The 23275-nt window shown below is 44.6% G+C and carries 17 protein-coding genes; 13 read left to right on the forward strand and 4 right to left on the reverse strand.

Features of this window, described 5'->3' with window-relative positions; genetic code table 11:
- Positions 1-263 precede the first annotated feature (263 nt).
- The 4 genes from AAEY88_RS06135 to AAEY88_RS06150 form a co-directional block, all read right to left on the reverse strand.
- The gene (locus AAEY88_RS06135) at positions 264-2087 is read right to left on the reverse strand and encodes an efflux transporter outer membrane subunit (protein WP_350560523.1); all 1824 of its coding nucleotides are present in this window, start codon (positions 2085-2087) and stop codon (positions 264-266) included.
- Positions 2084-5368, reverse strand: coding sequence for an efflux RND transporter permease subunit (locus tag AAEY88_RS06140; RefSeq protein WP_350560525.1), 3285 nt, complete (start codon positions 5366-5368; stop codon positions 2084-2086). Before AAEY88_RS06140 ends, AAEY88_RS06135 begins: the two co-directional genes overlap by 4 nt.
- A gap of 35 nt (positions 5369-5403) precedes the next feature.
- Positions 5404-6804 carry an efflux RND transporter periplasmic adaptor subunit gene (locus AAEY88_RS06145; protein WP_350560527.1) on the reverse strand — a complete coding sequence of 467 codons (1401 nt, stop codon included), beginning with the start codon at positions 6802-6804 and terminating at the stop codon, positions 5404-5406.
- Between the two features lie 653 nt (positions 6805-7457).
- Positions 7458-8483, reverse strand: coding sequence for a polyprenyl synthetase family protein (locus AAEY88_RS06150; RefSeq protein WP_350560529.1), 1026 nt, complete (start codon positions 8481-8483; stop codon positions 7458-7460).
- 558 nt (positions 8484-9041) lie between these two features.
- Between AAEY88_RS06150 and rplU the strand changes: the two genes are divergently transcribed.
- From rplU to nuoK, 13 genes are all read left to right on the forward strand, one after another.
- Positions 9042-9353 carry a 50S ribosomal protein L21 gene (gene rplU / locus AAEY88_RS06155; RefSeq protein WP_350560531.1) on the forward strand — a complete coding sequence of 104 codons (312 nt, stop codon included), beginning with the start codon at positions 9042-9044 and terminating at the stop codon, positions 9351-9353.
- 97 nt (positions 9354-9450) lie between these two features.
- Positions 9451-9708 (forward strand): 50S ribosomal protein L27, encoded by a 258-nt coding sequence (gene rpmA / locus AAEY88_RS06160; protein WP_350560533.1) that lies wholly within the window; start codon positions 9451-9453, stop codon positions 9706-9708.
- Positions 9709-10286: 578 nt separating this feature from the next.
- Positions 10287-10988, forward strand: coding sequence for an outer membrane lipoprotein chaperone LolA (lolA, locus tag AAEY88_RS06165; protein ID WP_350561085.1), 702 nt, complete (start codon positions 10287-10289; stop codon positions 10986-10988).
- A 996-nt stretch (positions 10989-11984) separates the two neighbouring features.
- Positions 11985-12614, forward strand: a complete 630-nt coding sequence (gene ndhC / locus AAEY88_RS06170) for an NADH-quinone oxidoreductase subunit A (protein ID WP_350560535.1) — start codon at positions 11985-11987, stop codon at positions 12612-12614.
- Positions 12615-12765: 151 nt separating this feature from the next.
- Positions 12766-13434 carry an NADH-quinone oxidoreductase subunit B gene (locus AAEY88_RS06175; protein ID WP_350560537.1) on the forward strand — a complete coding sequence of 223 codons (669 nt, stop codon included), beginning with the start codon at positions 12766-12768 and terminating at the stop codon, positions 13432-13434.
- A 101-nt stretch (positions 13435-13535) separates the two neighbouring features.
- Positions 13536-15311 (forward strand): NADH-quinone oxidoreductase subunit C/D, encoded by a 1776-nt coding sequence (nuoC, locus tag AAEY88_RS06180; RefSeq protein ID WP_350560539.1) that lies wholly within the window; start codon positions 13536-13538, stop codon positions 15309-15311.
- 166 nt (positions 15312-15477) lie between these two features.
- Positions 15478-15987 carry an NADH-quinone oxidoreductase subunit NuoE gene (nuoE, locus tag AAEY88_RS06185; protein ID WP_350560541.1) on the forward strand — a complete coding sequence of 170 codons (510 nt, stop codon included), beginning with the start codon at positions 15478-15480 and terminating at the stop codon, positions 15985-15987.
- Positions 15984-17408, forward strand: coding sequence for an NADH-quinone oxidoreductase subunit NuoF (gene nuoF / locus AAEY88_RS06190; protein ID WP_350560543.1), 1425 nt, complete (start codon positions 15984-15986; stop codon positions 17406-17408). Before nuoE ends, nuoF begins: the two co-directional genes overlap by 4 nt.
- A gap of 10 nt (positions 17409-17418) precedes the next feature.
- Positions 17419-20520, forward strand: a complete 3102-nt coding sequence (nuoG, locus tag AAEY88_RS06195; RefSeq protein ID WP_350560545.1) for an NADH-quinone oxidoreductase subunit NuoG — start codon at positions 17419-17421, stop codon at positions 20518-20520.
- A gap of 52 nt (positions 20521-20572) precedes the next feature.
- Positions 20573-21565, forward strand: coding sequence for an NADH-quinone oxidoreductase subunit NuoH (gene nuoH, locus AAEY88_RS06200; RefSeq protein ID WP_350561087.1), 993 nt, complete (start codon positions 20573-20575; stop codon positions 21563-21565).
- Positions 21566-21609: 44 nt separating this feature from the next.
- A complete protein-coding gene (gene nuoI / locus AAEY88_RS06205) occupies positions 21610-22158 on the forward strand; it encodes an NADH-quinone oxidoreductase subunit NuoI (RefSeq protein ID WP_350560547.1) in 549 nt (182 codons plus the stop codon).
- Positions 22155-22868, forward strand: coding sequence for an NADH-quinone oxidoreductase subunit J (nuoJ, locus tag AAEY88_RS06210; RefSeq protein WP_350560549.1), 714 nt, complete (start codon positions 22155-22157; stop codon positions 22866-22868). The genes nuoI and nuoJ overlap by 4 nt, the downstream gene beginning before the upstream one ends.
- A gap of 98 nt (positions 22869-22966) precedes the next feature.
- The gene (nuoK, locus tag AAEY88_RS06215; RefSeq protein ID WP_350561089.1) at positions 22967-23275 is read left to right on the forward strand and encodes an NADH-quinone oxidoreductase subunit NuoK; all 309 of its coding nucleotides are present in this window, start codon (positions 22967-22969) and stop codon (positions 23273-23275) included.

The raw sequence follows: 23275 nt of genomic DNA on the forward strand, positions 1-23275 counted from the left end.
AAGGTCAGACTCGCTTACTATACTTGCTTTGAAAAGCTAGCGACAATTTGCATTCGTCTTTTTGGTACCAGATTTATATTTGACTCACTATTATGGTTGTTTTTTCATACTATAGAATAGCTTCAGATATGGTGAGGCTACTATAACCAAAATTGAGGACTAAAAGCAAAAAGCCCCACCAAGCTGGCAGGGCTGATTATGCTAAATTTATTCATTATTGATTTAATAAGTAGTCAAGGCGCAATAAATTGCGTGAATAACACTTACTCAATCGGTGTTTCTTTGGTGATGATACCGACAGTGGCATCTGTTTTACCATCGTTATCGACATCAACGACTGCCGTCGGCTCAAAAGTAGCGGTTGCTGGTGTTTTAGACTGTTTAATCGCTAAGGCCTCCTGTGCTGAAGCAACTCGCGCTGAGCTTGATACTTCAAGGGCATAAGCCGCTTTTGCTTCGGCGCTGTTGGCAGGTGCTCTACCTAATTGTGCAACATTAGTGTACTGCGGCACTGGAATAATCGCGGGAAGATCAAGATTAGCCCCACCACCCAGTACTTGATAGAGCTCAACTTGGCTAATGATTTTTTGCAATTCTAAATCTAAAATCCCTTGCTGAGTTGAAAACAATGAGCGCTGCGCATCGAGCACGTCTAGATAGTTAGAGATACCGGCTTTAAAGCGCGCATCTGCAATTTGATAGGTCTGCTCAAAGTTATCTTGCAAGCGGTATTGCGACTCAAGCTGCTCACCTAGTGTCGCCCGTGTTGCTAAGACATCGGAGACTTCACGGAAGGCTGTCTGGATAGAATTTTCGTAGCCGGTGAGCGTTTGCTCACGTTCTATCTGAGCCACATCGTAGTTGGCATCTAAGCGACCGGCATCAAAGATAGGCACGTTAATGCTTGGGCCAAATGACCAACCGACCGCGCCACTTTTGAACAAATCATCCAAACTACCGCTACTCACGCCTATACTGCTTGCCAGACTGATAGAGGGATAATAAGACGCGCGCGCCACTTCAATATTAGCGCCAGCGGCTTTTAAGTTATATTCCGCTTGTAGCACATCAGGCCGATAGCGTAATAGCTCACTAGGCAGTCCAGCACTAAAGATTTCTTGCGTGGTGATGTTGCTGACCGCCGGTGTGGGGATAAGCGCACTTGGAATCGGCGCTCCAAGCAAATATTGCAAAGCATTACGCGAGGTTAAGATGCTACTTTGGGCACGCAGTACGGCAAGTCTAGCGGTCTCTAATGAAGCACTTGCTTGTAATGACGGCAGCTTAGGATCAATACCGGCCTCAAAACGTTTGCTGGCGATAAACAGTGATTTGTTGCGACTTTCAACCGTTGCTTCTGCCAGTTTGAGCTGTGCCAAGCTATAGCTTAAATTGGCATAGCTTTGGGCAATATTACTAACTAGGCTGATTTGGGTCGCGTCTTTTGCGGCAGTGGTTGCCAAAAAATTCTGTAAGGCTTGATCTTTTAGGCTGGCAATCTTACCCCAAAAATCAAGCTCGTAATTGGCCAAACCCAATTGCACATTATAGCTATTACCAGTGCTTGAGCCTAGTTGGTTTTGCACCTGGCGTCGACGAGAATAGCCTGCTTGACCATCAATAGTTGGTAAGTCGCGAATATCAGTAATGCGATATTGCGCGCGCGCTTTTTCAATGGCTAAGCGTGCACTTTCAAAGTCTTTATTATTCTCAAGACCTAAGGCAATCAGACCTTTTAAGCGCTCATCGCTATAAAAGTTCTGCCAGCGTTGACTGGCAAGGCTAGGTTGCTCAGCGCTACTAACGGTCTCGCGATCGAATGCACCATAGGCTTGCTCAATCGGAATATTAGGCTCAGCAAGCACCGGGCGCATATCGGCTTTGGGAATGGTATTACACGCCGCCATGCTCATTGCCAATGCCGTCAAACCCAGTAAGCGGCCTCCATTTTTGCGTGTTCGTGCTAGAGGAAAACTTGCAACAGTTAGAGTAGGCGCAGAGCGCTTGCCTGTAATTGGGCGCAAACCAGCAGTCATCGCGACTGCCGTGGTTGCTGAGTTAGGGGCAAAAAAGGATCTAAAACTCATTGTGTATTATCTCCAAAGTTTACAGGCTGATAACTCTCAGAGGGAGTTAAGTCTTGCGACTCATCGATTGGCGGATTTGGCGTGTTGTTCGGATCTTTTGGATCAGTCGGATTTTTTGGATCATTACCATCATCTTTATCATTCGGATCATGCGCTTCATTATCTTTATAAGGGAAAATACTACGTACCCAAATATAGAACATAGGAATAAAGAAAATACCTAAGAAGGTAGCGGTGACCACCCCACCAACAACACTGGTACCGATCGCGTTTTGGCTACCAGACCCGGCACCGGTTGCTATGAATAATGGCACAACACCCAGACCAAAGGCAAGTGAGGTCATGACGATTGGGCGCAAACGCTGCCGCGCTGCAAGCATTACTGCATCTTTGAGGCTATAACCTGCCTCTTGGTGATCCCTCGCAAACTCGATAATCAAGATGGCGTTTTTGGCTGAAAGCCCCACCACCGTCAATAGACCGACTTGTAAGTAAATGTCATTAGAGAAATCACGGAACCAGGTAAATAGCACCGCCCCCAATACCCCAAGTGGAATCACCAATAGTACTGAGAATGGAATTGACCAACTTTCATACAGAGCAGCCAGACATAAGAATACCACTAAGATTGAGATGGCGTATAGCATGGGCGCTTGAGCGCCTGACTTTTGCTCCTCTAATGAGAGTCCTGTCCATTCATAACCGATGCCTTCAGGTAGTTTTTCGACCATGGCTTCCATAGCATCCATCGCTTCACCAGTACTGAGACCTGGAGCGGCATTACCCTGAATGTTCATTGACGCCAAACTGTTATAGCGTGTGAGACCCGGTGAACCGGTTTCCCATTCACTACTAGAGAAAGCATCAAACGAAATCATCTCGTTGCTGTCATTACGGACATACCATTTACCGATATCATCAGGGTTAGTACGGCTACTAGGCTCACCTTGTACAAACACGCGTTTAACACGACCACGGTCGATAAAGTCATTGATATAACTTGAACCCCAAGCGGTTGAGATAACGCTATTAATACTCGCCAGAGATAAACCATAAGCAGAGGCTTGTTCTTGGTTAATATTGATTTTCAGTTGCGGTGCATCTTCTTGTCCGTTTGGACGCACACCGGCCACTTGATCATTTTGAGCGGCCATACCGAGCAGCATATTACGTGCTTCAAGTAGTCCTTCGTGCCCGACGTTACCGGAATCTTGGAGCATCAAGTCAAAACCACTAGAGTTACCAAGCCCACTAATCGCTGGTGGTATAATATTAAAAACAGTCGCTTCGTTAATTTGGCTAAAGAAGTAACCCTGTGCACGATCAGATACAGCCCGCGCCGTATTTTCTGCACCTTTACGGTCTGCCCAGTCATTTAATTTTACGAAGGCGATACCGACGTTTTGTCCTTGTCCAACAAAACTGAAGCCCGCGATTGTAAATGCTGAAGCAACATTATCCGGTTCTTGGCTACTATAATAATCACTTACTTTATCTAGCACATCTTGGGTTTGATCAATGGTCGAACCAGCAGGTAACTGTACGGCGGTAAACATAATACCCTGGTCTTCTTCTGGTAAAAATGAGCCGGGGATGCGTAAGAATACCACTGCCATAATACCGATAATGGCGGCATAGACAATGAAGTAGACCCATTTAAAGCGGAAACTTTTACCGACAAAATTTTCATAAGAGCGACTGGTTTTAGTGAAAGAACGGTTAAACCAACCGAAGAAGCCTTTTTGATGCTCGTTATTGCCTTTTTCATGGCTCTTACTACGTTTTAGCAACGTCACACACAGGGCAGGGGTAAAGATGAGTGCAACTAGAGCCGACAGCACCATACTGGTAATCAAGGTAATGGCAAACTGACGATAAATCACCCCAGTTGAGCCACCGAAGAATGCCATCGGTACAAATACCGCTGATAAGATAAGCGCGATACCCACCACGATTTTACTAATCTCACCCATTGATTGGATCGTAGCATCTTTAATAGAGATATGAGGGTCTTCTTCTAAGATCCGCTCAACGTTCTCTACCACCACAATGGCATCATCCACCAGTAGACCAATGGACAGTACCATCGCAAACATGGTGAGTACGTTAATACTAAACCCTGCGACATAGAGCACTGCAAAAGTACCTAGTAGTACCACAGGTACGGCAAGGGTCGGGATAATAGTCGCACGCCAGTTCTGTAAGAAAACGAACATGACGATAAATACCAATATAATCGCTTCAATTAAGGTCTTAACGACTTGTTCAATAGACAAGCGTACAAATGGGGTGGTGTCGTAAGGAATGACTGACTTTAGACCTACCGGGAAGTTCGCTTCTAGCTCGGCGACTCGATCACCGACCAATTCGCGGGTTTCAAGCGCGTTAGCACCACCTGCTAATGAGACGGCAAGGCCAGCTGCTTCTTTACCATTAAACAACGAAATAGTACTGTAATTTTCACTACCAATTTCAACGTCTGCAACATCCCCTAAGCGTACTTGCGCACCAGAGGTATCGGTTTTTAGTAGAATATTTTTGAACTCGTCAGGCGTTTTTAGATAGCTTTGTACGGTAACGGTCGCATTAATAACTTGTTCATCAACATCAGCGGGTGCTTGGCCTAATTGACCTGCAGATACTTGTGCGTTTTGCGCTCGTACGGCATCGGCCACATCAGATGGTACCAAACGATAGCCACGTAAGCGTTCAGGGTCGAGCCAAATACGCATGGCGTAAGCGGCACCGAATGCTTGTACTTGACCAACCCCTTCAACACGGCTGAGCTGATCGACGACATTAGAGTTGATATAGTCACCGATATCAGCACGATCCATACTGCCATCTTCGGAGACAAACCCAAACACAGCTAAAAAGCCATCAGAGGCTTTATTAACGTTGACGCCCTGACGCTGTACTTGCTCAGGCAACGAGCTCATTGCGGCCTGTAATTTGTTCTGAACTTGTACTTGTGCCGTATCGGCATCCGTACCGTTCTCAAAGTAAAGCTGTACAGAGGCACTACCATTCGACGCGCTCGACGACTTCATGTACATCAAGCCATCAAGCCCCTTCATGCGCTGCTCAATAATCTGTACCACTGAGTTTTCAACGGTTTCAGCGTCAGCACCAGGGTAGCTGGCGCTGACCGAAATAGTTGGCGGTGCAATAGCTGGATACTGCTCAATCGGTAGGTTGATAACCGATATTATCCCGATGAGCATAACCAAAATAGCCATCACCCATGCAAAGATAGGGCGATTAATAAAAAAAACTGACATAGTATATCCCTAAGTCTTCCTAGCTTTGAATGGAATTAGTTGGCGGCTGCTGGTGCCGGTTTGTTGGCAGTTTTGCCATCGGTAGACTTATCCATATTTTTTGCAGCTTGCTGCGGGGTTTTGGTAGCAGTGCCAGTAGGAGCACCTTGCTCAGAAGAGGGTGCTGCGTTTGGATTTTCCAAAGGCTTAGCGACCACTTCTTGTTCAGGTTTAACTTTTGCGCCACCAATAACCACCACTTTGTCGCCACTCTTTAGACCGTCAGTGACCACCCATTGTCCATTATAAGTACCATTAATCGTAACCGGACGAACTTGGATTTTGTTATTTTCATCAACGATATAAACTTGAGGTTCACTTTTAGTCGAACGCATAACTGCACTTTGTGGGACTAAAGCGGCGTTAGTAATAACGCTTTGGGTCAAGCGTGCGCTGACATACATGCCGGGTAGCAAGATATTGTTATTATTTGGGAATACGGCACGTAAGGTTACTGCACCTGTTGACTCATCAACTTTCGCTTCTGATAACGCCAGCTTGCCTCTTACCGGATAGATAGAGCCGTCCTCTAATACCAGCTCAACGGTATTCATTCCTGCCTGAGCTTTACCAGCAGAGATTTGCTGACGAAGTTTGAGCAGCTCAGAGGATGATTGGCTGATATCGACATAGATAGGGTCTAAGCGCGAAATGGTTACTAGCGGATTGGCCTGACTGGCACTCACTAGCGTACCGGCAGTGACGCTTGAGCGATCACTACGACCAGTGATAGGTGCGCGTACAATAGTACGGTTAAAATCTAAGGTGCTGGCATCAAGGCTTGACTTAGCCGTTTGAATACCGGCTTTTGCGCTTTCGATACCCGCTTGTGTTTGTCCGACAGCGGCAATTGCGCTTTGAACGGCAGCTTGCGCGGTACGTACTTGTGTTTGAGCCTGCTCGTACTGTTGCTTGGAGATGGCGTCAATACTGACCAGCCCTTGCAGACGCTGTAGATCATTTTGCGCTTGGGCGAGTGAGGCTTGTCGGCTAGCCAGTTCCGCTTTAGCATTGGCATTATTTGCCAGTGACGTTTGATAGTTAGCTTGTGCTTGTTGTACCGCTGCTTGACCGCTAGCTACAGAGGTCGCGTAGTTATCAGTGTTGATACGATATAAGGGTTGGTCTTTTTTAACGTTGCTGCCTTCACGGAACAGCACTTCGTCAATGATACCGTTTACTTGGGGGCGGACGTCTGCTATTTGATAGGCAGTAGTACGTCCAGAAAAAGTCTGTACTTGGGGCACGCTGTCAAAAGTCACGGTCTGGACGTTGACGACGGCAGGTGGCATCTGCTGCGTAGCTTCACCTGCGGCGTCCTCATTTTTGTCACAGCCAACCAGTACAGCTCCAGAAAGTACAGATGCTATTACAAGCGCAAGATAAGAGTGCTTCATCAATGTCCTCGGCAATAATATAAAATAAATGCAATATAAAAATTGAGTGATAAATTTTAACGTTATAAATAGGGAGGTTGGTGCTCATTCACCAGTAGTGCTGCTGTTCACAACTCACCGAATAAAAACTCGATAAGCAGTTTTAATTCAATCGACTATTATAAACTATAGGGTCTACCCTACAGTCAAGCGATCAAAAACGTCTTTTGATGCCTTAATCCAGCGCTTGTTTTTCACTAGATGCAAAAAACGCTGACAATACAAGAGTTACATGAAAGAACAGATAAGAAATTTATAATAACTTATGAGTCAAAATAATGTTAAATTTTGTTATGTTACTACTTGTAAGACTGACAGAATAGACAATGACCGTTAAAAAAGATTGAAAAATGAAGCTGTCATCAAAATCAGCGTGTTAGCAACGAATGATTATCAACTAAATGTAAAGACTGATTATGAAAACAGTAAATAGGTTAAATGTGGTTTAATAATATAAGACGATTGTAAATATTATCTTAATAATTTATATACCGCTTGGTAAAGACAGTAAGTTAGCAAAAACCTCCGACATACCTTTATCAGTAGTCGTTAACAAATTTCAAGATTCACGTTTGAGATGATTTAGCTTAAGGCTATTTAGAGTCAAGAATCGCTTAAAGCAATCTTGCGCTGGCAAGTTCAGTCAACTCGTATAATCCTTGACGATAGCGGTTAGCGGGTAGCGTATTGAGTGCTTGCTGTGCTAACTGGGTTTCTTCAAGCGCGCGCTGTTTACAATAAGCTAATGAGCCCGAATTGCGAACCAGCTCAATCAGTTGCTCAGCGTTTGGCGTTTTCCCGGTCTGTACCGCGATACGTAGCTGCTCATAACCGTCTTTATTGCTGTCTTTAAGCAGTTCAAGCGCTTTGATAGTTGGCAGAGTTGGTTTACCTTCTGCGAGATCATCGCCGAGGTTTTTACCCATCAGTGCACTATCGCCACTATAATCAAGCACATCATCGACAATCTGAAACGCATTACCAAAATGCTGTCCAAAATCTGCTAATGCTTGAAGGTGTTGAGTTTGATCTTGCAAAATAGCCGCGCCTTGAGTCGCCATCATAAACAGCCTTGAAGTTTTGCCATCAATGATGCGCAGATAATCGTTTTCGTTCGCTGCTGGGTTATGTTGATGCTGTAGCTGTAACACCTCACCCTCAGCAATATCGCAAGTACCATCTGAGAACAGCTGCAATAGCGGCAAGCTCTGAAAGCCGACCAATAAGTTAAACGCTCGCGCTATCAGATAATCACCGACCAGTACCGCCGTGGCATTATCCCACGTCGCATTGGCCGTAGGCTTACCGCGACGTTGTCCTGACTCGTCAATCACATCATCATGGACTAAGGTGGCAGTATGCAACATCTCAGTAATAGCCGCTAAGTGCATGGCTTGCTGTGACGGCGCATCATAGAACATACGCGCACATAATAAAGTGATCAGCGGGCGCATACGTTTGCCGCCAGCATTAATTACATGCTGTGAGACGCTCATCACCAGCTGTACTTTTGAATTGAGACTGCCAAAGACTTGCTTATCCATAATGTCAAAGTCATCAGCAACGATACTTTGAATATCAGCATAGCTTGGTTTGGATAAAGGCGTGGTCGATGAGGGTGATAAAGGAGTACTGGTCATAATAAGTAGTCATATTAATTAGAATAAAGAGGATGTTTTGATAGCCATATCTATAAATGCTATCAGCTTGCTCATAATAGCATAGCTATATGCCCAAATCGGTGATTAAAGTGCGAGATAAGGCAAGCGATTAACTTGATTTTAAATTGTTAACTGATTCGTAGGGTAGAGATTTTGTTAAAACTATCTATTAAAAATAATAACTGTTTACTAATAATTAGAGTCTGTTATTACCAATAACTGCTAGCTACTGAGAAAACATTGTAAGTCACTGATTGTATACGCTATAATAGCCGCCGTTAGGCATAGATATATCACCCTTATTATCATAACCCTAGCTTTCCCCATTAGTGTGACAGGGGGCTGGCTAGTTAATCGATAATACTAGCAGTGGTGATAATGCTCTAGATAATTAGCACCTTTCAAAAACAAGACGAGCCGCTTGCTTTTAACAGCAAAAAGCCGTAAAATTACGCCTTTAATTTTTCCCTGTCGTGTTCGTTATTGAAGCGTTGGTATCATATCAGCCACGGCACACGGGTTAAACGGAGTCAGACAATGTACGCAGTAATCAAAAGTGGTGGTAAACAACACCGTGTAGTCGTCGATGAATTGCTTAAAGTTGAACTACTAAAAGCAGAACAAGGCGAAACAATCGAATTTGAAGACGTGTTGATGATTGTTGACGGCGATAACGTCAAAATCGGTCAGCCAGTCATTGATGGTGCAAGCGTAGAAGTTGAAGTGGTTGAGCATGGTCGCGGCGAAAAAATCCGTATCATCAAGCACAACCGTCGTAAGCATTATCACAAAGAGCAAGGTCACCGCCAATGGTATACCTTGTTAAAAATCAAAGCGATTAATGTTTAATTAATCATCAATGCATATATATTGATGATTAGTAGCGCACTAAAAGCTTAAGAGTTATCGCAACAGCGGTAAGTCACATTAACAAGGAGATTTTCTCATGGCTCATAAAAAAGCTGCTGGTTCGACTCGTAACGGTCGTGATTCAAACCCAAAAATGCTCGGCGTAAAAATCTTTGGCGGACAAGCCATCGTCGCTGGTAACATCATTGTTCGTCAACGTGGTACAGAATTCCACGCTGGCGAAGGTGTTGGCATGGGTCGTGATCATACTTTATTTGCACTGAATGATGGTGTGGTAAAGTTTGCGACCAAAGGTAAATTTAACCGTCGCTACGTGATGGTTGAAGGCGCATAGTTGTCGCTTTGCTACTGACTTATTGCTTTTAGATAAGTTGTTATAGCAAACATAAAAGTCCCTATTACCAGATGGTGATGGGGACTTTTTTATGACTAAACGTTATGGTTGCTGTCCTAAAGTTACCATTAATTTTTTCGAAAGTGCTATAGATCTCAGTTGATAATGACAAAAGAGCGAACATGTCTGCTTGTGAACAACCAAGATAAGTGTTTTTTGTCATAACGCTATAAAAGCCAATAACGCATACAAGACAATAGGGTGTAAGACACAGCCAATTACAAGTGTGCAATTGCCCTCGTTACAAGCGTGTATGGCAGGCGTAGTGTTGATTGCAATTCACGACTAGGCGCGTAATAAAAAAGCTGCCACACTGTGGCTATTGGTGAATAGCCCTGCAATAACTGATGACACATAACTAATTATGCAGGTTCCTGATTACCTAATATAGCAATTAGCTTAAAATCGGCAAGCACTAGTTTCTTCTATAAACAGTGTTTAGCCACAATAAATACACGGCTGATCTGACTAGTAAACCAATTGTTTAATATTCTATTTTTATTGTGAGAGGAAAAATGATGACCTTATTAACTAAGAGAATGACTAAGCAAACCATAACGACAAAACAAAAAATGATGAGTGGGGCTTTGGCTGGGGTGTTAATGACTACCCTTGGTGTTGCCGCGCCCATGATGGCATTGAGCCAATCAGCGAACGCTGCCCCTGCAACTAATCTAGTTGCCGCTCAGCGCCTAAATAAGCTGTTGACCAATACCAAAAGTATGACTGCTAATTTTACCCAAACGACTAAAGGCGCCAGTAGTGGTACCTTTAAAGGTGCTATGAGTGTCCAGCGTCCTAATAATTTTCGCTGGGAAACCAAATCGCCATCAGAGCAATTAATTGTGGCTAATGGTAGCTCAATGTGGGTTTATGACAAAGATTTAGAGCAAGCAACCAAACAAGGTGTTGATAGTCAAGTGGGCAATACTCCAGCATTATTATTATCAGGTGACCCAAGCAAAATCGACAAAAACTTTAAAATCACTCAGCCTTATGATAACAAGAACTACTATGTACTTTACCCTAAATTAGAGGATGCTAGCTTCAAAAACTTGTCAGTAAGTTTTAATGGCGGCAAACCGGTGATGATGGTGCTCAACGATACTTTAGGTCAAACGACCTCTATTAAGTTCAGCGGCATTAAACTTAACCCAAGCATCAGCAGCAGTCAGTTTAAATTTACGCCACCAAAAGGCGTTGATGTCATCAATCAGTAATCGATAGTTACTATATATCGAATTACAGAATATCAAATTACAGATAGTACGCTATAAACAATAGATTATGAAGAACAGGGCAGGCCTTTATTTGGGCTTGCCCTTTTTGCTTTATAGCCGCTAGTTGATAGCTGGCCATTAGTACAAGAACCATATAAAATAATTGAAGTCAAAATACTATGTAATAAAAGGTAAATATAAGCTCAGTATACTAATATTTAATAAAAGTAGGCTTAGGGATAGGTTGCAATTACCCGTATTTGGTTTACAATATCTGCAACCTATAACGTATGTTGTTTACTTAGACTAGTAAAAACACTCATCAGAATGTCTGAGATTTTGTTCAGACATTTTTTTGTTTTTAGCGCCTAAGTAGGGTTTATTATGAGCCATATAAGCCGATTTTAGCACCATATAATATCAGCCAGAAACTGAATACCTAGTATTATTTTTTGCTCAAGACATATCTTTTGTAGCATATAATATGACGTCTCAATACAGTTAAAAACTGGCTTTTAGCCCTTGATATGCGTATAGTAAGTAAATACTTTATGCCAGTTGTCACGCCATTGTTGATCACGTGTAATGAGTTATTAAATCAATTAAATGAGTAAGTATGATATTGATTTAATAAGTTTATTTAACGTCGTTGAAATAGATGTGTTTGATGACCAGCCCCTATCTGCAATCGCTATTATTTAAAGTACTGATAGTTAAGAAAACTGATGGTTTTATTATTGTTGTATTTTCCCAAATCTATTTATCCCAGGGTTTATAGTTAGAGTAAATGAAGCCGTATCAGTAATGAATAGCGCGTAGATAGCCTTTTGGCTGGTTTCGTCTGTATCTATCGTCAATAAGCGTGATGATTGGCCATTACCAGCACAGTTATTTGTGTTTTCGTCTGCGTCAGATAAGCCGTTATGCTGTCACGTTGTAATTTGTGAGAGTAGGCGATGCTTATGACACTGGATTGGGTGAGGAGCACGTATTATCATGTCTGCCTTTAATTGGTCAGCAGTTGCCTTTATTCTAGCCGCTATCGGTCTGGTTATCTTTATGCTAGCCGTTCCGCGCCTACTTGGCGGACGCTCTGATGGCTTACAAAAAGAAGAAGTATTTGAAGCAGGTGTTGTCGGATCAGGCAATGCCCGTATTCGCTTGTCTGCTAAATTCTATTTAGTCGCTATTTTCTTTGTCATTTTTGATCTAGAAGCACTGTATTTATATGCCTATGCGGTGTCAATTCGTGAGACCGGCTGGGCAGGCTTCATTGCCGCTGCAACTTTTATCATCGACTTGTTGATTGGTTTAGTATATGCGTTGAGTTTAGGCGCGTTAAACTGGTCTCCTGCGGACAAACTTCGCAAAAAAGCACGCCTTTATGCGGCACCTGCCGATTTTAATATGGCGGCCATTACTCAGTTCGATGGTGTCGATGAGCTGATGGTCGATCCTACCGGTAAAATACCTGCACAGTCTTCAGGGCAGATTAATGTCTCAAATAATATTGAGTCCAATCGTCGCCACCTACAAAGTATTGATCATATTAATACCACAGGTAATATTACCTCTGTGGATTTTGCTGCGTCTGCCCAAAATACGAATACAGAGCATAGTCGTTAATACCTAAGTCGTTAGCACATAATTTTTTATTAGACTTTATAGCTGCACATTATGTTTGCAAGATTTGCAGCAACGATATGTCTAATATCGCAGCACTACTAGCTAGGATAATATCATTGCTACGCTGTGCTTAATTTAAAGGTTGTATGTTATGAAATACACATTAACAAAAGCCAATCCTGATGCAGAGACTTACCCTGCAGAAACTCGTCAAACAGTCAACGATCCTATCGAAGATGAAGTCAATAAAAACGTTTTTATGGGTCGTCTAGAAGACATTGTGCATTCAACGGCCAATTGGGGACGTAAAAATTCGTTATGGCCATTTAATTTTGGTACCTCTTGTTGTTACGTGGAATACGCCACTACTTTGACTGCGGTTCACGATTTGTCGCGCTTTGGGGCAGAAGTTATTCGTGCCTCGCCGCGTCAAGCAGATGTGATGATTGTAGCGGGAACTTGTTTTATTAAAATGGCACCGGTCATTCAACGTCTTTATGAGCAAATGCTTGAGCCCAAATGGGTTATTTCTATGGGTGCTTGCGCCAACTCTGGCGGTATGTATGATATTTATTCTGTCGTACAAGGCGTGGATAAGATTATTCCAGTGGATGTTTATGTCCCTGGTTGTCCGCCGCGTCCTGAAGCCTTGATTCAAGGATTGATGCTGCTACAAGACTCAATCACTAAAGAGCGTCGTCCGCTAGGTATTCATGTCGAAAATCAAGGCGTTTATCAGCCACAAATGATGCCTGAACGTGATCGCAAGCAAGCAGATCGTATTGCAGTGAAGAACTTACGTAGTCCAGACAGTATTTAATCTGATTTACTCCCTAATAAGTATTTTATGTCGTAGAAGTGGTTAGTATTTGATCGCATCCATCACAGTTTAGTTATGATTAATGAAGGAAGACATCATTCATGGTCACGGTAGTCGAAAACATAGATCCTAAGATCAAACTTGTACCAGCAGTCATCAAAGAGCTGGAACAGAAGTATGCCGGTAAGTTTGTTGTCCAGCAGACCGTCGATGAGATTCCGACCGTTTGGGTGGCGCGTGCTGACGTATTAGACATATTAATGTACCTGCGAGAGCTGCCTAAGCCTTATGTCATGTTATTTGATTTATCGGCAATGGATGAGCGTCTGCGTCAACATCGTGAAGGACTGCCGGCCAGTGACTTTACGGTGTTTTACCATTTGATGTCGCTTGAGCGTAACAGCGATGTGCGCATTAAGGTAGCGCTCAGTGAAGATGATTTAAATATACCCAGTGCGACTAAAATTTGGCCAAATGCCAACTGGTACGAGCGTGAAGTTTGGGATATGTTCGGTATCGTCTTTAGCGGCCACCCTCATCTAACCCGTATTTTATTACCTAAATATTGGGAAGGTCATCCACTACGTAAAGAATATCATGCGCGTGCGACTGAATTTACCCCGTATTTTTTGAATGCTGCTAAGCAACAATATGAGCAAGAAAATCTGCGCTTTGTCCCTGAAGAATGGGGTATGAAACGCTCAGGACGTGATGAGGACTTTATGTTCTTGAACATCGGTCCCAACCATCCCTCAGCGCATGGTGCATTTAGATTGGTACTACAACTAGATGGCGAAGAAGTTATTGACTGCATTCCAGATATTGGCTATCACCACCGCGGTGCAGAAAAAATGGCCGAGCGCCAAACCTGGCATTCTTATATTCCCTATACTGACCGGATTGATTACCTCGGCGGTGTGATGAATGAGCTGCCGTATATCATGTCGGTCGAAAAGCTAGCCGGTATTACTATTCCAGCTCGCGCCGAGACCATTCGCGTGATGATGAGTGAGTTTTTCCGGATTACTAACAATTTATTGTTTGTCGGTACTTTTATTCAAGATGCTGGTGGTATGACCCCCGTATTCTATATGTTTACCGATCGCCAAAAAGCGTATGACGTGATTGAAGCGGTTACTGGTTATCGGATGCATCCAGCATGGTTCCGTATCGGCGGTACGGCACACGATTTACCGCGCGGCTGGCAGCGTCTGGTCCGTGAATTCTTGGACTGGATGCCGAAGCGCTTGGATGAATATGTCAAAGCAGCGCTCCAAAATAGCGTACTGAAAGGCCGTACCCAAGGCGTTGCTCAGTATGATGCTAAGCAAGCATTGGCTTGGGGCGTGACTGGTGCGGGTCTGCGTGCCACGGGTGTCGATTTTGACTTGCGTAAAGCGCGACCTTATATGGGCTATGAAAACTTCGATTTTGAAGTACCGATTGGCTATAACGGTGATGCTTATGATCGTTGTATGATTAAAGTTGAAGAGATGCGTCAGTCTTTGCGTATTATTCGTCAATGCTTAGATCATATGCCACAAGGGCCTTATAAAGCCGATCATCCATTAACGGTACCACCACCAAAAGACCGCACGCTGAATGATATTGAGACTTTGATTAACCATTTTCTCTCAGTCTCTTGGGGTCCGGTGATGCCAGCAGGTGAGTGTGCAACGATTGTCGAGGCGACTAAAGGTCTTAACAGTTATTACATTACCTCAGATCGTGCAACCATGAGTTACCGAACTCGAATTCGCACTCCGACATTTGCGCATATTCAGCAAATGCCATCGGTCATTAATGGCTCGCTGGTATCGGATGCCATTATGTATTTGGCTTCGATTGATATTGTAATGGCTGACTGTGACCGTTAACGATGATTACTTTAAAAATAAAAGGCTCAGAAGTTAATTGCTGTAGCTGTAATAAAGAATTTAATCAATATATTATCGCCAATAGGCACACCAAAACGCTGTAGCATTTCAATGTGGCGACAGTCGCAACCTGACACAGCGTGATGAGTGAGGATAAATACAAGATATGAAAATTGTTTCCGATAAAGCGCCAAAAGTGAATGTGGAAAGTATCTTAACCGCTGAAGAAATTAAAGCCATTCATGAGTTTATGCATCATTATCCGCAAGCACGTTCTGCTTCGCTAGATGCGCTAAAAATCGTGCAAAAGCGCAACGGCTGGGTCGATGATGCCCAAGTCAACGCCATTGCCAACATTTTAGATATTCCAGTGACTGATATTGATGGGGTCGCAACCTTCTTTAATCGCATCTATCGTCAGCCGGTCGGTCGTCATGTGATCTTAATTTGCGACTCTATAGCGTGCTTTTTGACCGGCTACGAAGCGCTGTCTGCTGAGTTCAGGTCTCAGCTGGGTATTGAGTATGGTCAGACCACTACTGATGGCCGTTTCACAATATTACCGATTTGCTGTTTGGGCAACTGTGATAAAGGCCCTGCGATACTGATTGGTGAGGATACTTATGGTCCCGTCCAGCCTACTGAGGTCGCCCAATTATTGGAGCTATACGCATGAGATTAACCGTTTCAGAGCAGATTGCTCTTCGCAGCCAAGGCAAAGCGCCAAGCCAACTTAATGAGCAGCGGATCGCAGTATATGGTGACAAAGCGACCGCCACCAGTGAAACCAAACCGTTAACATGGCGTTTAGCGCATCATGATGCGATATTGGATCTCGCTACTTATGAATCACTACGTGGTTTTGAGGCACTTAAAATAGCTTTAAACCAATCACCAGACGATACTTTAAAGACCATTAAAGAAGCAGTGGTCAAAGGTCGCGGCGGTGCCGGTTTTCCAGCGGGTATTAAGTGGTCGCTAATGGCGCCACCAGATGGCGGGCCGCGCTACTTAGTTTGTAATGCGGATGAGATGGAGCCGGGTACTTTTAAAGATCGGTTGCTAATGGAACGTTTACCATTACAGCTTATTGAAGGCATGATCATATCTGCTTACGCTATTGGCGCGACGGCCGGTTATATTTTTATTCGTGGTGAATACATTTTAGCGGCCGAGCGTTTAACAGCGGCTATTGAAGAGTTAAAAGCTCACAATATTCTTGGCGACGATATATTAGGGTCGGGTTTTGACTTTGATTTGCACGTGCATACGGGCGCTGGTCGCTATATCTGCGGTGAAGAAACAGCGTTACTTAGTTGTTTGGAAGGTCGCCGTGCCATTCCACGTACTAAGCCCCCCTTTCCACAAGTGTCAGGAGCGTGGGGCCGGCCAACGGTAGTGAATAACGTTGAAACCCTCCATAATGTGCCAGCCATTATTTTGCATGGTAGCGCCTGGTATCAAGACTTGCCAAAGGCTAAAGGTGTGGTCGAAACCCCAGGCACTAAGCTGTTTGGTTGCTCAGGTCTAGTTAATGATCCAGGTTTATGGGAATTGCCTTTTGGTTATACTGCGCGGGAGATTATTGAAGACTTCGCCGGCGGTATGCAAGAGGGGCGCAAGCTAAAGGCATGGTTGCCCGGCGGCGCGTCGACTGACTTTTTGACGGCTGATCATTTAGATGTGGTGGTAGATTTTGATACCATCCAAAAAGCCGGTAGTCGAATGGGTACTGGACTGATTATGGTGGTTGATGAGCAGCAAGACATGGTAGCGCTACTACGCAACCTTGAGATTTTTTTCCAACGTGAATCATGTGGCTGGTGTACGCCGTGCCGTGATGGCTTGCCGTGGGGTGTTAAATTGCTCACCGCTATTAATGACGGTGACGGGCAAGTGGGCGATGTGGAAAAGCTTGAAGGCTTAACTCGTGACTTATGGCTCGGTAAAACATTTTGTGCCCACGCCCCCGGTGCTATGGAGCCTCTTATGAGTGCAATAAAATATTTCCGTCCTGAGTTTGATCAAAAAATTGCGCAGGCGGTTGGGGTAGATGTCATTGAGGCTGCAGCCAGTCAACAGCCAGTAGTGAAATAAGGAGAGCGGCATGGCAGTCATACATATTGATGGAACCACTGTCGAAGTAGATAGCGCAGACAACTTGCTACAAGCATGCTTGTCACTTGGCATTGATGTGCCGTATTTTTGTTATCATCCTGCTTTAGGCTCGGTAGGCTCGTGCCGTCAGTGTGCGGTCAAGCAATACCAAACCAAAGAAGACCTTGAGGCTGGTCGCGGCAGGTTAGTGATGTCGTGTATGGTTGCGCCAACTGAAGATATGTATATCTCAGTCGATGACGAAGAAGCCAAAGCCTTTCGGCAATCGATCGTTGAATTCTTAATGACCAACCATCCCCATGATTGCCCAACCTGTGAAGAAGGCGGTCATTGCCATCTTCAAGATATGACTTATATGTCAGGACATCATCGTCGCCGCTATCGTTTTACCAAGCGTACCCATCACAATCAAGAGCTCGGGCCCTTTATCGCCCATGAAATGAACCGCTGTATCGCTTGCTATCGCTGTGTCCGCTTTTATAAAGACTATGCGGGCGGCGAAGACTTAGGCGTTTTTTCTTCAAATAACCGCGTCTATTTTGGTCGCGATACTGACGGTCAGTTTGAAAGTGAGTTTTCTGGTAACTTAACCGAAGTATGTCCAACCGGCGTATTTACGGATAAGACCCACTCTGAGCGCTATAACCGTAAATGGGATATGCAATATGCCCCAAGCATCTGCCATGGTTGTTCGGCGGGTTGTAATATCTCACCTGGCGAGCGTTATGGTGAATTGCGTCGTATTGAAAACCGCTATAACGGTGAAGTGAACCGTTACTTCTTATGTGACCGTGGCCGCTTTGGTTATGGTTATGTCAATCGTGAAGATCGTCCCACTCAAGCCCTTGAACGTATCAATGGTAAGCATGTCAAAATAAATATTGATTATGCACTGGATGAGACTATCAAACGCCTCAAAGATAAAAAAGTCATCGGTATTGGCTCTCCGCGTGCCAGCTTAGAGACTAACTTTGCGCTGAAAAACTTAGTCGGCTTTGATAACTTTTCAACCGGTCTTAATCACCAGCAGCAAGCATTGGTCAATAAGTGTATTGAAGTATTAACGACTGAAGGTGTTTATAATCCTGGTATGACCGACATTGAGAGCCACGATGCGGTACTGATTTTGGGTGAAGACATTACTCAGACTTCAGCACGGGTAGCTCTGTCAATACGTCAAGCAGCCAAAAACGAAGGGCTCAAAATGGCAGCGGCGCTAAAAACCCAGGCATGGTTAGCCGAGCCGGTACAACGTATCGCCCAAAATGCGCTAAGTCCGGTTTATATTATCGATGTTAGCCAAACCAAACTTGACGATATCAGTAAAGCAAGTGTGGTAGCGACCCCTGAAGACATTACTAAGTTGGGCTTTAAAATTGCTGATGAGATTAAGTGGTTAGCGGATGATTTAGCGCAAATTGTAGATTCGCAAATCTCTGATTCATCGACAGCAGAAACTGAACAAGATACCGATCCGATGCAAGCGCTTGCTCGACAAATCGCTTATGATTTAATACAAGCAGATCAGCCCCTGATTGTATCAGGTACTAGCTTATCGTCTACTGCGCTGATCGAAGCGGCCGCTCAAATCACTCAAGCACTCAGTCAGAAGCGTGCGATCATTAAAGCGACTGAGCATGAGCAGGTTGAAACTCATAATGCCAAAGTTCAAGCGGCAGAAAAACGTGCGGAAACGGCGCAGCCTGTTGAAGATCAAGAGCTTGCCGCTAAGCCTGCCAAACCTGAAACGGGCACCAACAAAGATGAGCAGGATGATGTTGAGCGTAAGCCTGCTGAGAAGCTTGAGCTAAAACAGGAAAACACCCGTTACCACGCGCAAGCCAGTATTTATCTGACGGTTCCTGATGCTAATAGCATGGGCGTGTGCCTGCTTGGTGGCAAATCGGTAGAAGAACTACTAGCGACTGACTATGATGTGGTCGTAGTCGCTGAAAACCAGCTCACCGATGCTATCGATGCACAGAAGCTTACGCAACTGTTAGCTGATAAAATGGTCATCGCCCTCGATCATCAGCTATTAGATTGGCATAAAGATGTCGACATTGTGCTACCAGCGGCAAGCTTTGCCGAAGCCGATGGTACTTTGGTCTCTGCTGAAGGCCGTGCTCAGCGTTTTTTCCAAGTTTATGATAACAATTACTATCATCCGCTTAGTAGTATTAAAGAGGGCTGGCGTTGGTTGCATGCGGTACATAGCAGTTTATTAGGCAAGTCTGTCGACTGGACACAGCTTGATGATGTGATTAATGCCTTAGTGGCGACCCATCCTAAGCTGGCTGGTATTAAAGCTGCTGCTCCTGATGCTGATTATCGCATTACCGGTCTAAAGATTGCTCGCGAGCCGCGCCGCTATTCAGGTCGTACCGCGATGCGTGCGCAAATGTCAGTACATGAGCCCATGCAGCCAAAAGATTTGGATACCGGTTTGACCTTTTCAATGGAAGGCTATAGCGGTAATCAGACCCCAAGCTCAATGATTCCGTTTGCACAGACTGCTGGCTGGAACTCACCACAAGCATGGAATAAGTATCAGGATAAAGTGGGCGGTAGCCTAAAAAATGGTGACCCAGGTGTGCGTTTATTTGATCAGCTAGAGCGCTTAGTGTTGCGCCAGTACATTGCCCCACCAGCGACGTCTTTAACCATTACCGATATACAGCAAGGTCAAGCCAAACTGGTGCCTATCTATAATATTTATGCCAGCTCGATGATGGCCTCACGTAGCCCAATCGTCGCTGAGCAATTACCGATAGCTACATGGCGTGTTGGCATTGACGATGCTAATGATTGGGACGTTGTCGCTGGTGATTATTTAGCTATTGAAATTGATAAGCAGCAAATTACGCTACCCGTGCAACTGGTACACTATTTAGCAGAAGGTTGTATCGGCTATCCGGTTGGACAAGTAAATATTATTCACCCATCTATGCCGGCATCGGTACGTAAAGTTGATGCGCCTATTACGATGTCTGGAGCCATGGCAAGTGATACCGCTTCGATAACTAACTCTAATGCTGATTTTAATGTTGACCGCGCGACTATAGCGCCGACCACCACTCAGGAAGTGTAATATGCAAGTAACTCGTATTATGCCTGATGTGCCAAGCTTTTTGGCCGGTAGCATGACCTTTGATACTTGGTCGATTTTGTTCATGGTCGTACAAGCGCTTGTCATCTTTTTGGTAGTAGTGATTGTTGCTGCCATGATGATCGTCTATGAGCGCCGGATGCTCGCGCTTTGGCAAGACCGCTATGGCCCTAATCGGGTGGGACCGTTTGGCTCTCTACAATTAGTCGCTGATATGCTTAAAATCTTCTTTAAAGAAGATTGGACGCCGAATTTTACCGATAAGTTCATTTTCACCTTGGCGCCTGCGGTTGCCATGTTTACCGCGCTGGCTTCTTTTGCCATCATTCCGATATCGCCAACCCTCGGGGTAGCTGATTGGGATATTGGTATTCTGTTCTTCTTTGCTATGGCAGGCATTGCTGTTTATGCAGTGATGTTTGGCGGTTGGGCATCAGCAAACAAATTCTCGCTACTTGGCGGACTGCGTTCAGCGGCACAAACTATCAGTTATGAGGTGTTCTTAGGCTTATCGTTGATGGGTGTGGTCGCACTAACTGGCTCCTTTAACTTACGTGCAATTGTTGAGTCCCAAATTGATGGCTGGTATATTATCCCGCAGTTTTTTGGCTTTTTAACTTTTGTGGTGGCAGGGGTAGCGGTGACGCACAGACACCCCTTTGATCAGCCAGAAGCGGAACAAGAGCTTGCTGAAGGTTATCATGTCGAATATTCTGGTATGAAGTTTGGGATGTTTTTTATCGGTGAATACGTCAATGTGGTATTGATTTCAGCCCTAATGACCTGCTTGTTCTTTGGTGGCTGGCTGGCACCCTTTAACTTAGATATTCCATTTATACCGCCCGCTTTTTGGTTCATGATTAAGACGCTGTTCTTTATGACCCTGTTTATTTTGGCACGCGGTTCGCTCATCCGCCCGCGCTACGATCAGGTGATGAATTTTGGCTGGAAGGTCTGCCTGCCGGTGACCTTGATTAATCTGCTAGTTACCGCAGCGGTAATTTTGATTTTTTCCCCAACGCTGTAACTTTGCTGATGATCTAAAGTAATGCTGATAAGGATAATAATCCCATGTTTACTACGATAAAAAAGATTGTCATTGGTATGTTTACCATTGTCCGCAGCATGTGGATGGTCAACAGTCATGCGATTCGGCCTCGTGATACTATCTTGTATCCTGAAGAGCCCGTTCCAGTTCCACCGCGGTTTCGTGGGCGCATTATATTATCCCGTGATCCTGATGGTGATGAGCGCTGCGTCGCTTGTAATTTATGTGCCGTAGCCTGTCCAGTGGGCTGTATTTCCCTACAAAAGGCTGAGCGTGACGATGGGCGCTGGTATCCGGAGTTTTTCCGTATTAACTTTTCGCGTTGTATCTTTTGTGGACTGTGCGAAGAGGCTTGTCCAACCACAGCCATTCAGATGACCCCAGATTTTGAGATGGGCGAATATGTGCGTCAAGACTTAGTCTATGAAAAAGAGCATTTACTAATCTCAGGACCAGGTAAATATCCCGATTATAACTATTATCGCGTATCCGGTATGGCGGTGGCAGATAAACCAAAAGGCGCCGCGCAAAACGAAGCAGCACCTATTGACCTAAGGAGCTTACTGCCATGATGAATATTCTAAACAATCCTGATTTGGCAGGGTTCTACGCGCTTGCGGCGGTAGCTATTTTTGCCAGTCTGCGCGTTGTTATCCATGCCAACCCAGTACACGCCATCTTATCGATGATTGTCTCGTTATTGGCAGTTGCTGGCATCATGTTTGTGTTGGGTGCCCCATTTGCAGGTGCGCTTGAAATTGTGGTGTACGCTGGGGCAATTTTGATATTGTTCGTCTTTGTGATTATGATGCTCAATTTAGGCATGGAGAATGAGGCGCGAGAAGAGCGCTGGTTAGATGCCAGAACGTGGGCGATACCAACGGGACTTACAATCATTATCGCGGTTGTGCTATATGCGATGATTGGTCTAAATCATGATGAGGCAGCCGTTATTGGTGGGGTCAGTGTTCCCGCTAAAGCAGTCGGCACGGCCTTATTCAGCAAATATATTATGTTGGTCGAAGTGGCAGCACTATTGCTATTGGCCGCATTGGTTGCCGCTTATCATTTGGGTAAAGCGTCCCTTGATGACGAAATTATTGGTAACGACAGCCAAGCCTTTAACCCGAGCGTTGGTAGTATTATGGAATACGATAATGCAGACAGCCATAACCACCAGAGTTATGATGCGGTTAAGATGGCTAAGCCCTATGTCTATGAAGATGTTGACCCTCATGATTATGTGGGTATGCAGCGAGATACGCGCAAGGAGTCAGACTGATGGTACAAGCAGTAAGTGTGGCACAAGAGGTGTCAAATGTACCATTTTCTCATGAGGTGGTGAGCTTAGTACAACCGGTTGCTGAGGTGCAGAATGTATTGGGTATGATACCCATGAGCCACGGTTTAATTTTGGCAGGTATTTTATTTGCTATTGGTTTGTGCGGCGTCATGGTACGACGTAACTTTTTATTCATGTTGATGAGTCTGGAAATCATGATGAATGCAGCAGCACTTGCATTTGTGGTGGCAGGCAGTCGTTGGGTCGATCCAGATGGACAAGTTATGTTTATCTTTATTCTAACTTTAGCCGCGGCTGAAGCAGCAATTGGTCTGGCGATATTACTACAGTTTTATCATAAGCGTGGGCATCTCGATGTCGATAGCGCCAATGAGATGAAAGGATGA

The sequence above is a fragment of the Psychrobacter sp. CAL346-MNA-CIBAN-0220 genome (assembly GCF_040309805.1).
Taxonomy (GTDB): domain Bacteria; phylum Pseudomonadota; class Gammaproteobacteria; order Pseudomonadales; family Moraxellaceae; genus Psychrobacter.

Excerpts from the sequence above, each read along its gene's own strand:
- AAEY88_RS06135 (WP_350560523.1), bottom strand. The coding sequence starts at position 2,087 with ATGAGTTTTAGATCCTTTTTTGCCCCTAACTCAGCAACCACGGCAGTC.
- AAEY88_RS06140 (WP_350560525.1), bottom strand. The coding sequence starts at position 5,368 with ATGTCAGTTTTTTTTATTAATCGCCCTATCTTTGCATGGGTGATGGCT.
- AAEY88_RS06145 (WP_350560527.1), bottom strand. The coding sequence starts at position 6,804 with ATGAAGCACTCTTATCTTGCGCTTGTAATAGCATCTGTACTTTCTGGA.
- AAEY88_RS06150 (WP_350560529.1), bottom strand. The coding sequence starts at position 8,483 with ATGACCAGTACTCCTTTATCACCCTCATCGACCACGCCTTTATCCAAA.
- rplU (WP_350560531.1), top strand. The coding sequence starts at position 9,042 with ATGTACGCAGTAATCAAAAGTGGTGGTAAACAACACCGTGTAGTCGTC.
- rpmA (WP_350560533.1), top strand. The coding sequence starts at position 9,451 with ATGGCTCATAAAAAAGCTGCTGGTTCGACTCGTAACGGTCGTGATTCA.
- lolA (WP_350561085.1), top strand. The coding sequence starts at position 10,287 with ATGACCTTATTAACTAAGAGAATGACTAAGCAAACCATAACGACAAAA.
- ndhC (WP_350560535.1), top strand. The coding sequence starts at position 11,985 with ATGTCTGCCTTTAATTGGTCAGCAGTTGCCTTTATTCTAGCCGCTATC.
- AAEY88_RS06175 (WP_350560537.1), top strand. The coding sequence starts at position 12,766 with ATGAAATACACATTAACAAAAGCCAATCCTGATGCAGAGACTTACCCT.
- nuoC (WP_350560539.1), top strand. The coding sequence starts at position 13,536 with ATGGTCACGGTAGTCGAAAACATAGATCCTAAGATCAAACTTGTACCA.
- nuoE (WP_350560541.1), top strand. The coding sequence starts at position 15,478 with ATGAAAATTGTTTCCGATAAAGCGCCAAAAGTGAATGTGGAAAGTATC.
- nuoF (WP_350560543.1), top strand. The coding sequence starts at position 15,984 with ATGAGATTAACCGTTTCAGAGCAGATTGCTCTTCGCAGCCAAGGCAAA.
- nuoG (WP_350560545.1), top strand. The coding sequence starts at position 17,419 with ATGGCAGTCATACATATTGATGGAACCACTGTCGAAGTAGATAGCGCA.
- nuoH (WP_350561087.1), top strand. The coding sequence starts at position 20,573 with ATGACCTTTGATACTTGGTCGATTTTGTTCATGGTCGTACAAGCGCTT.
- nuoI (WP_350560547.1), top strand. The coding sequence starts at position 21,610 with ATGTTTACTACGATAAAAAAGATTGTCATTGGTATGTTTACCATTGTC.
- nuoJ (WP_350560549.1), top strand. The coding sequence starts at position 22,155 with ATGATGAATATTCTAAACAATCCTGATTTGGCAGGGTTCTACGCGCTT.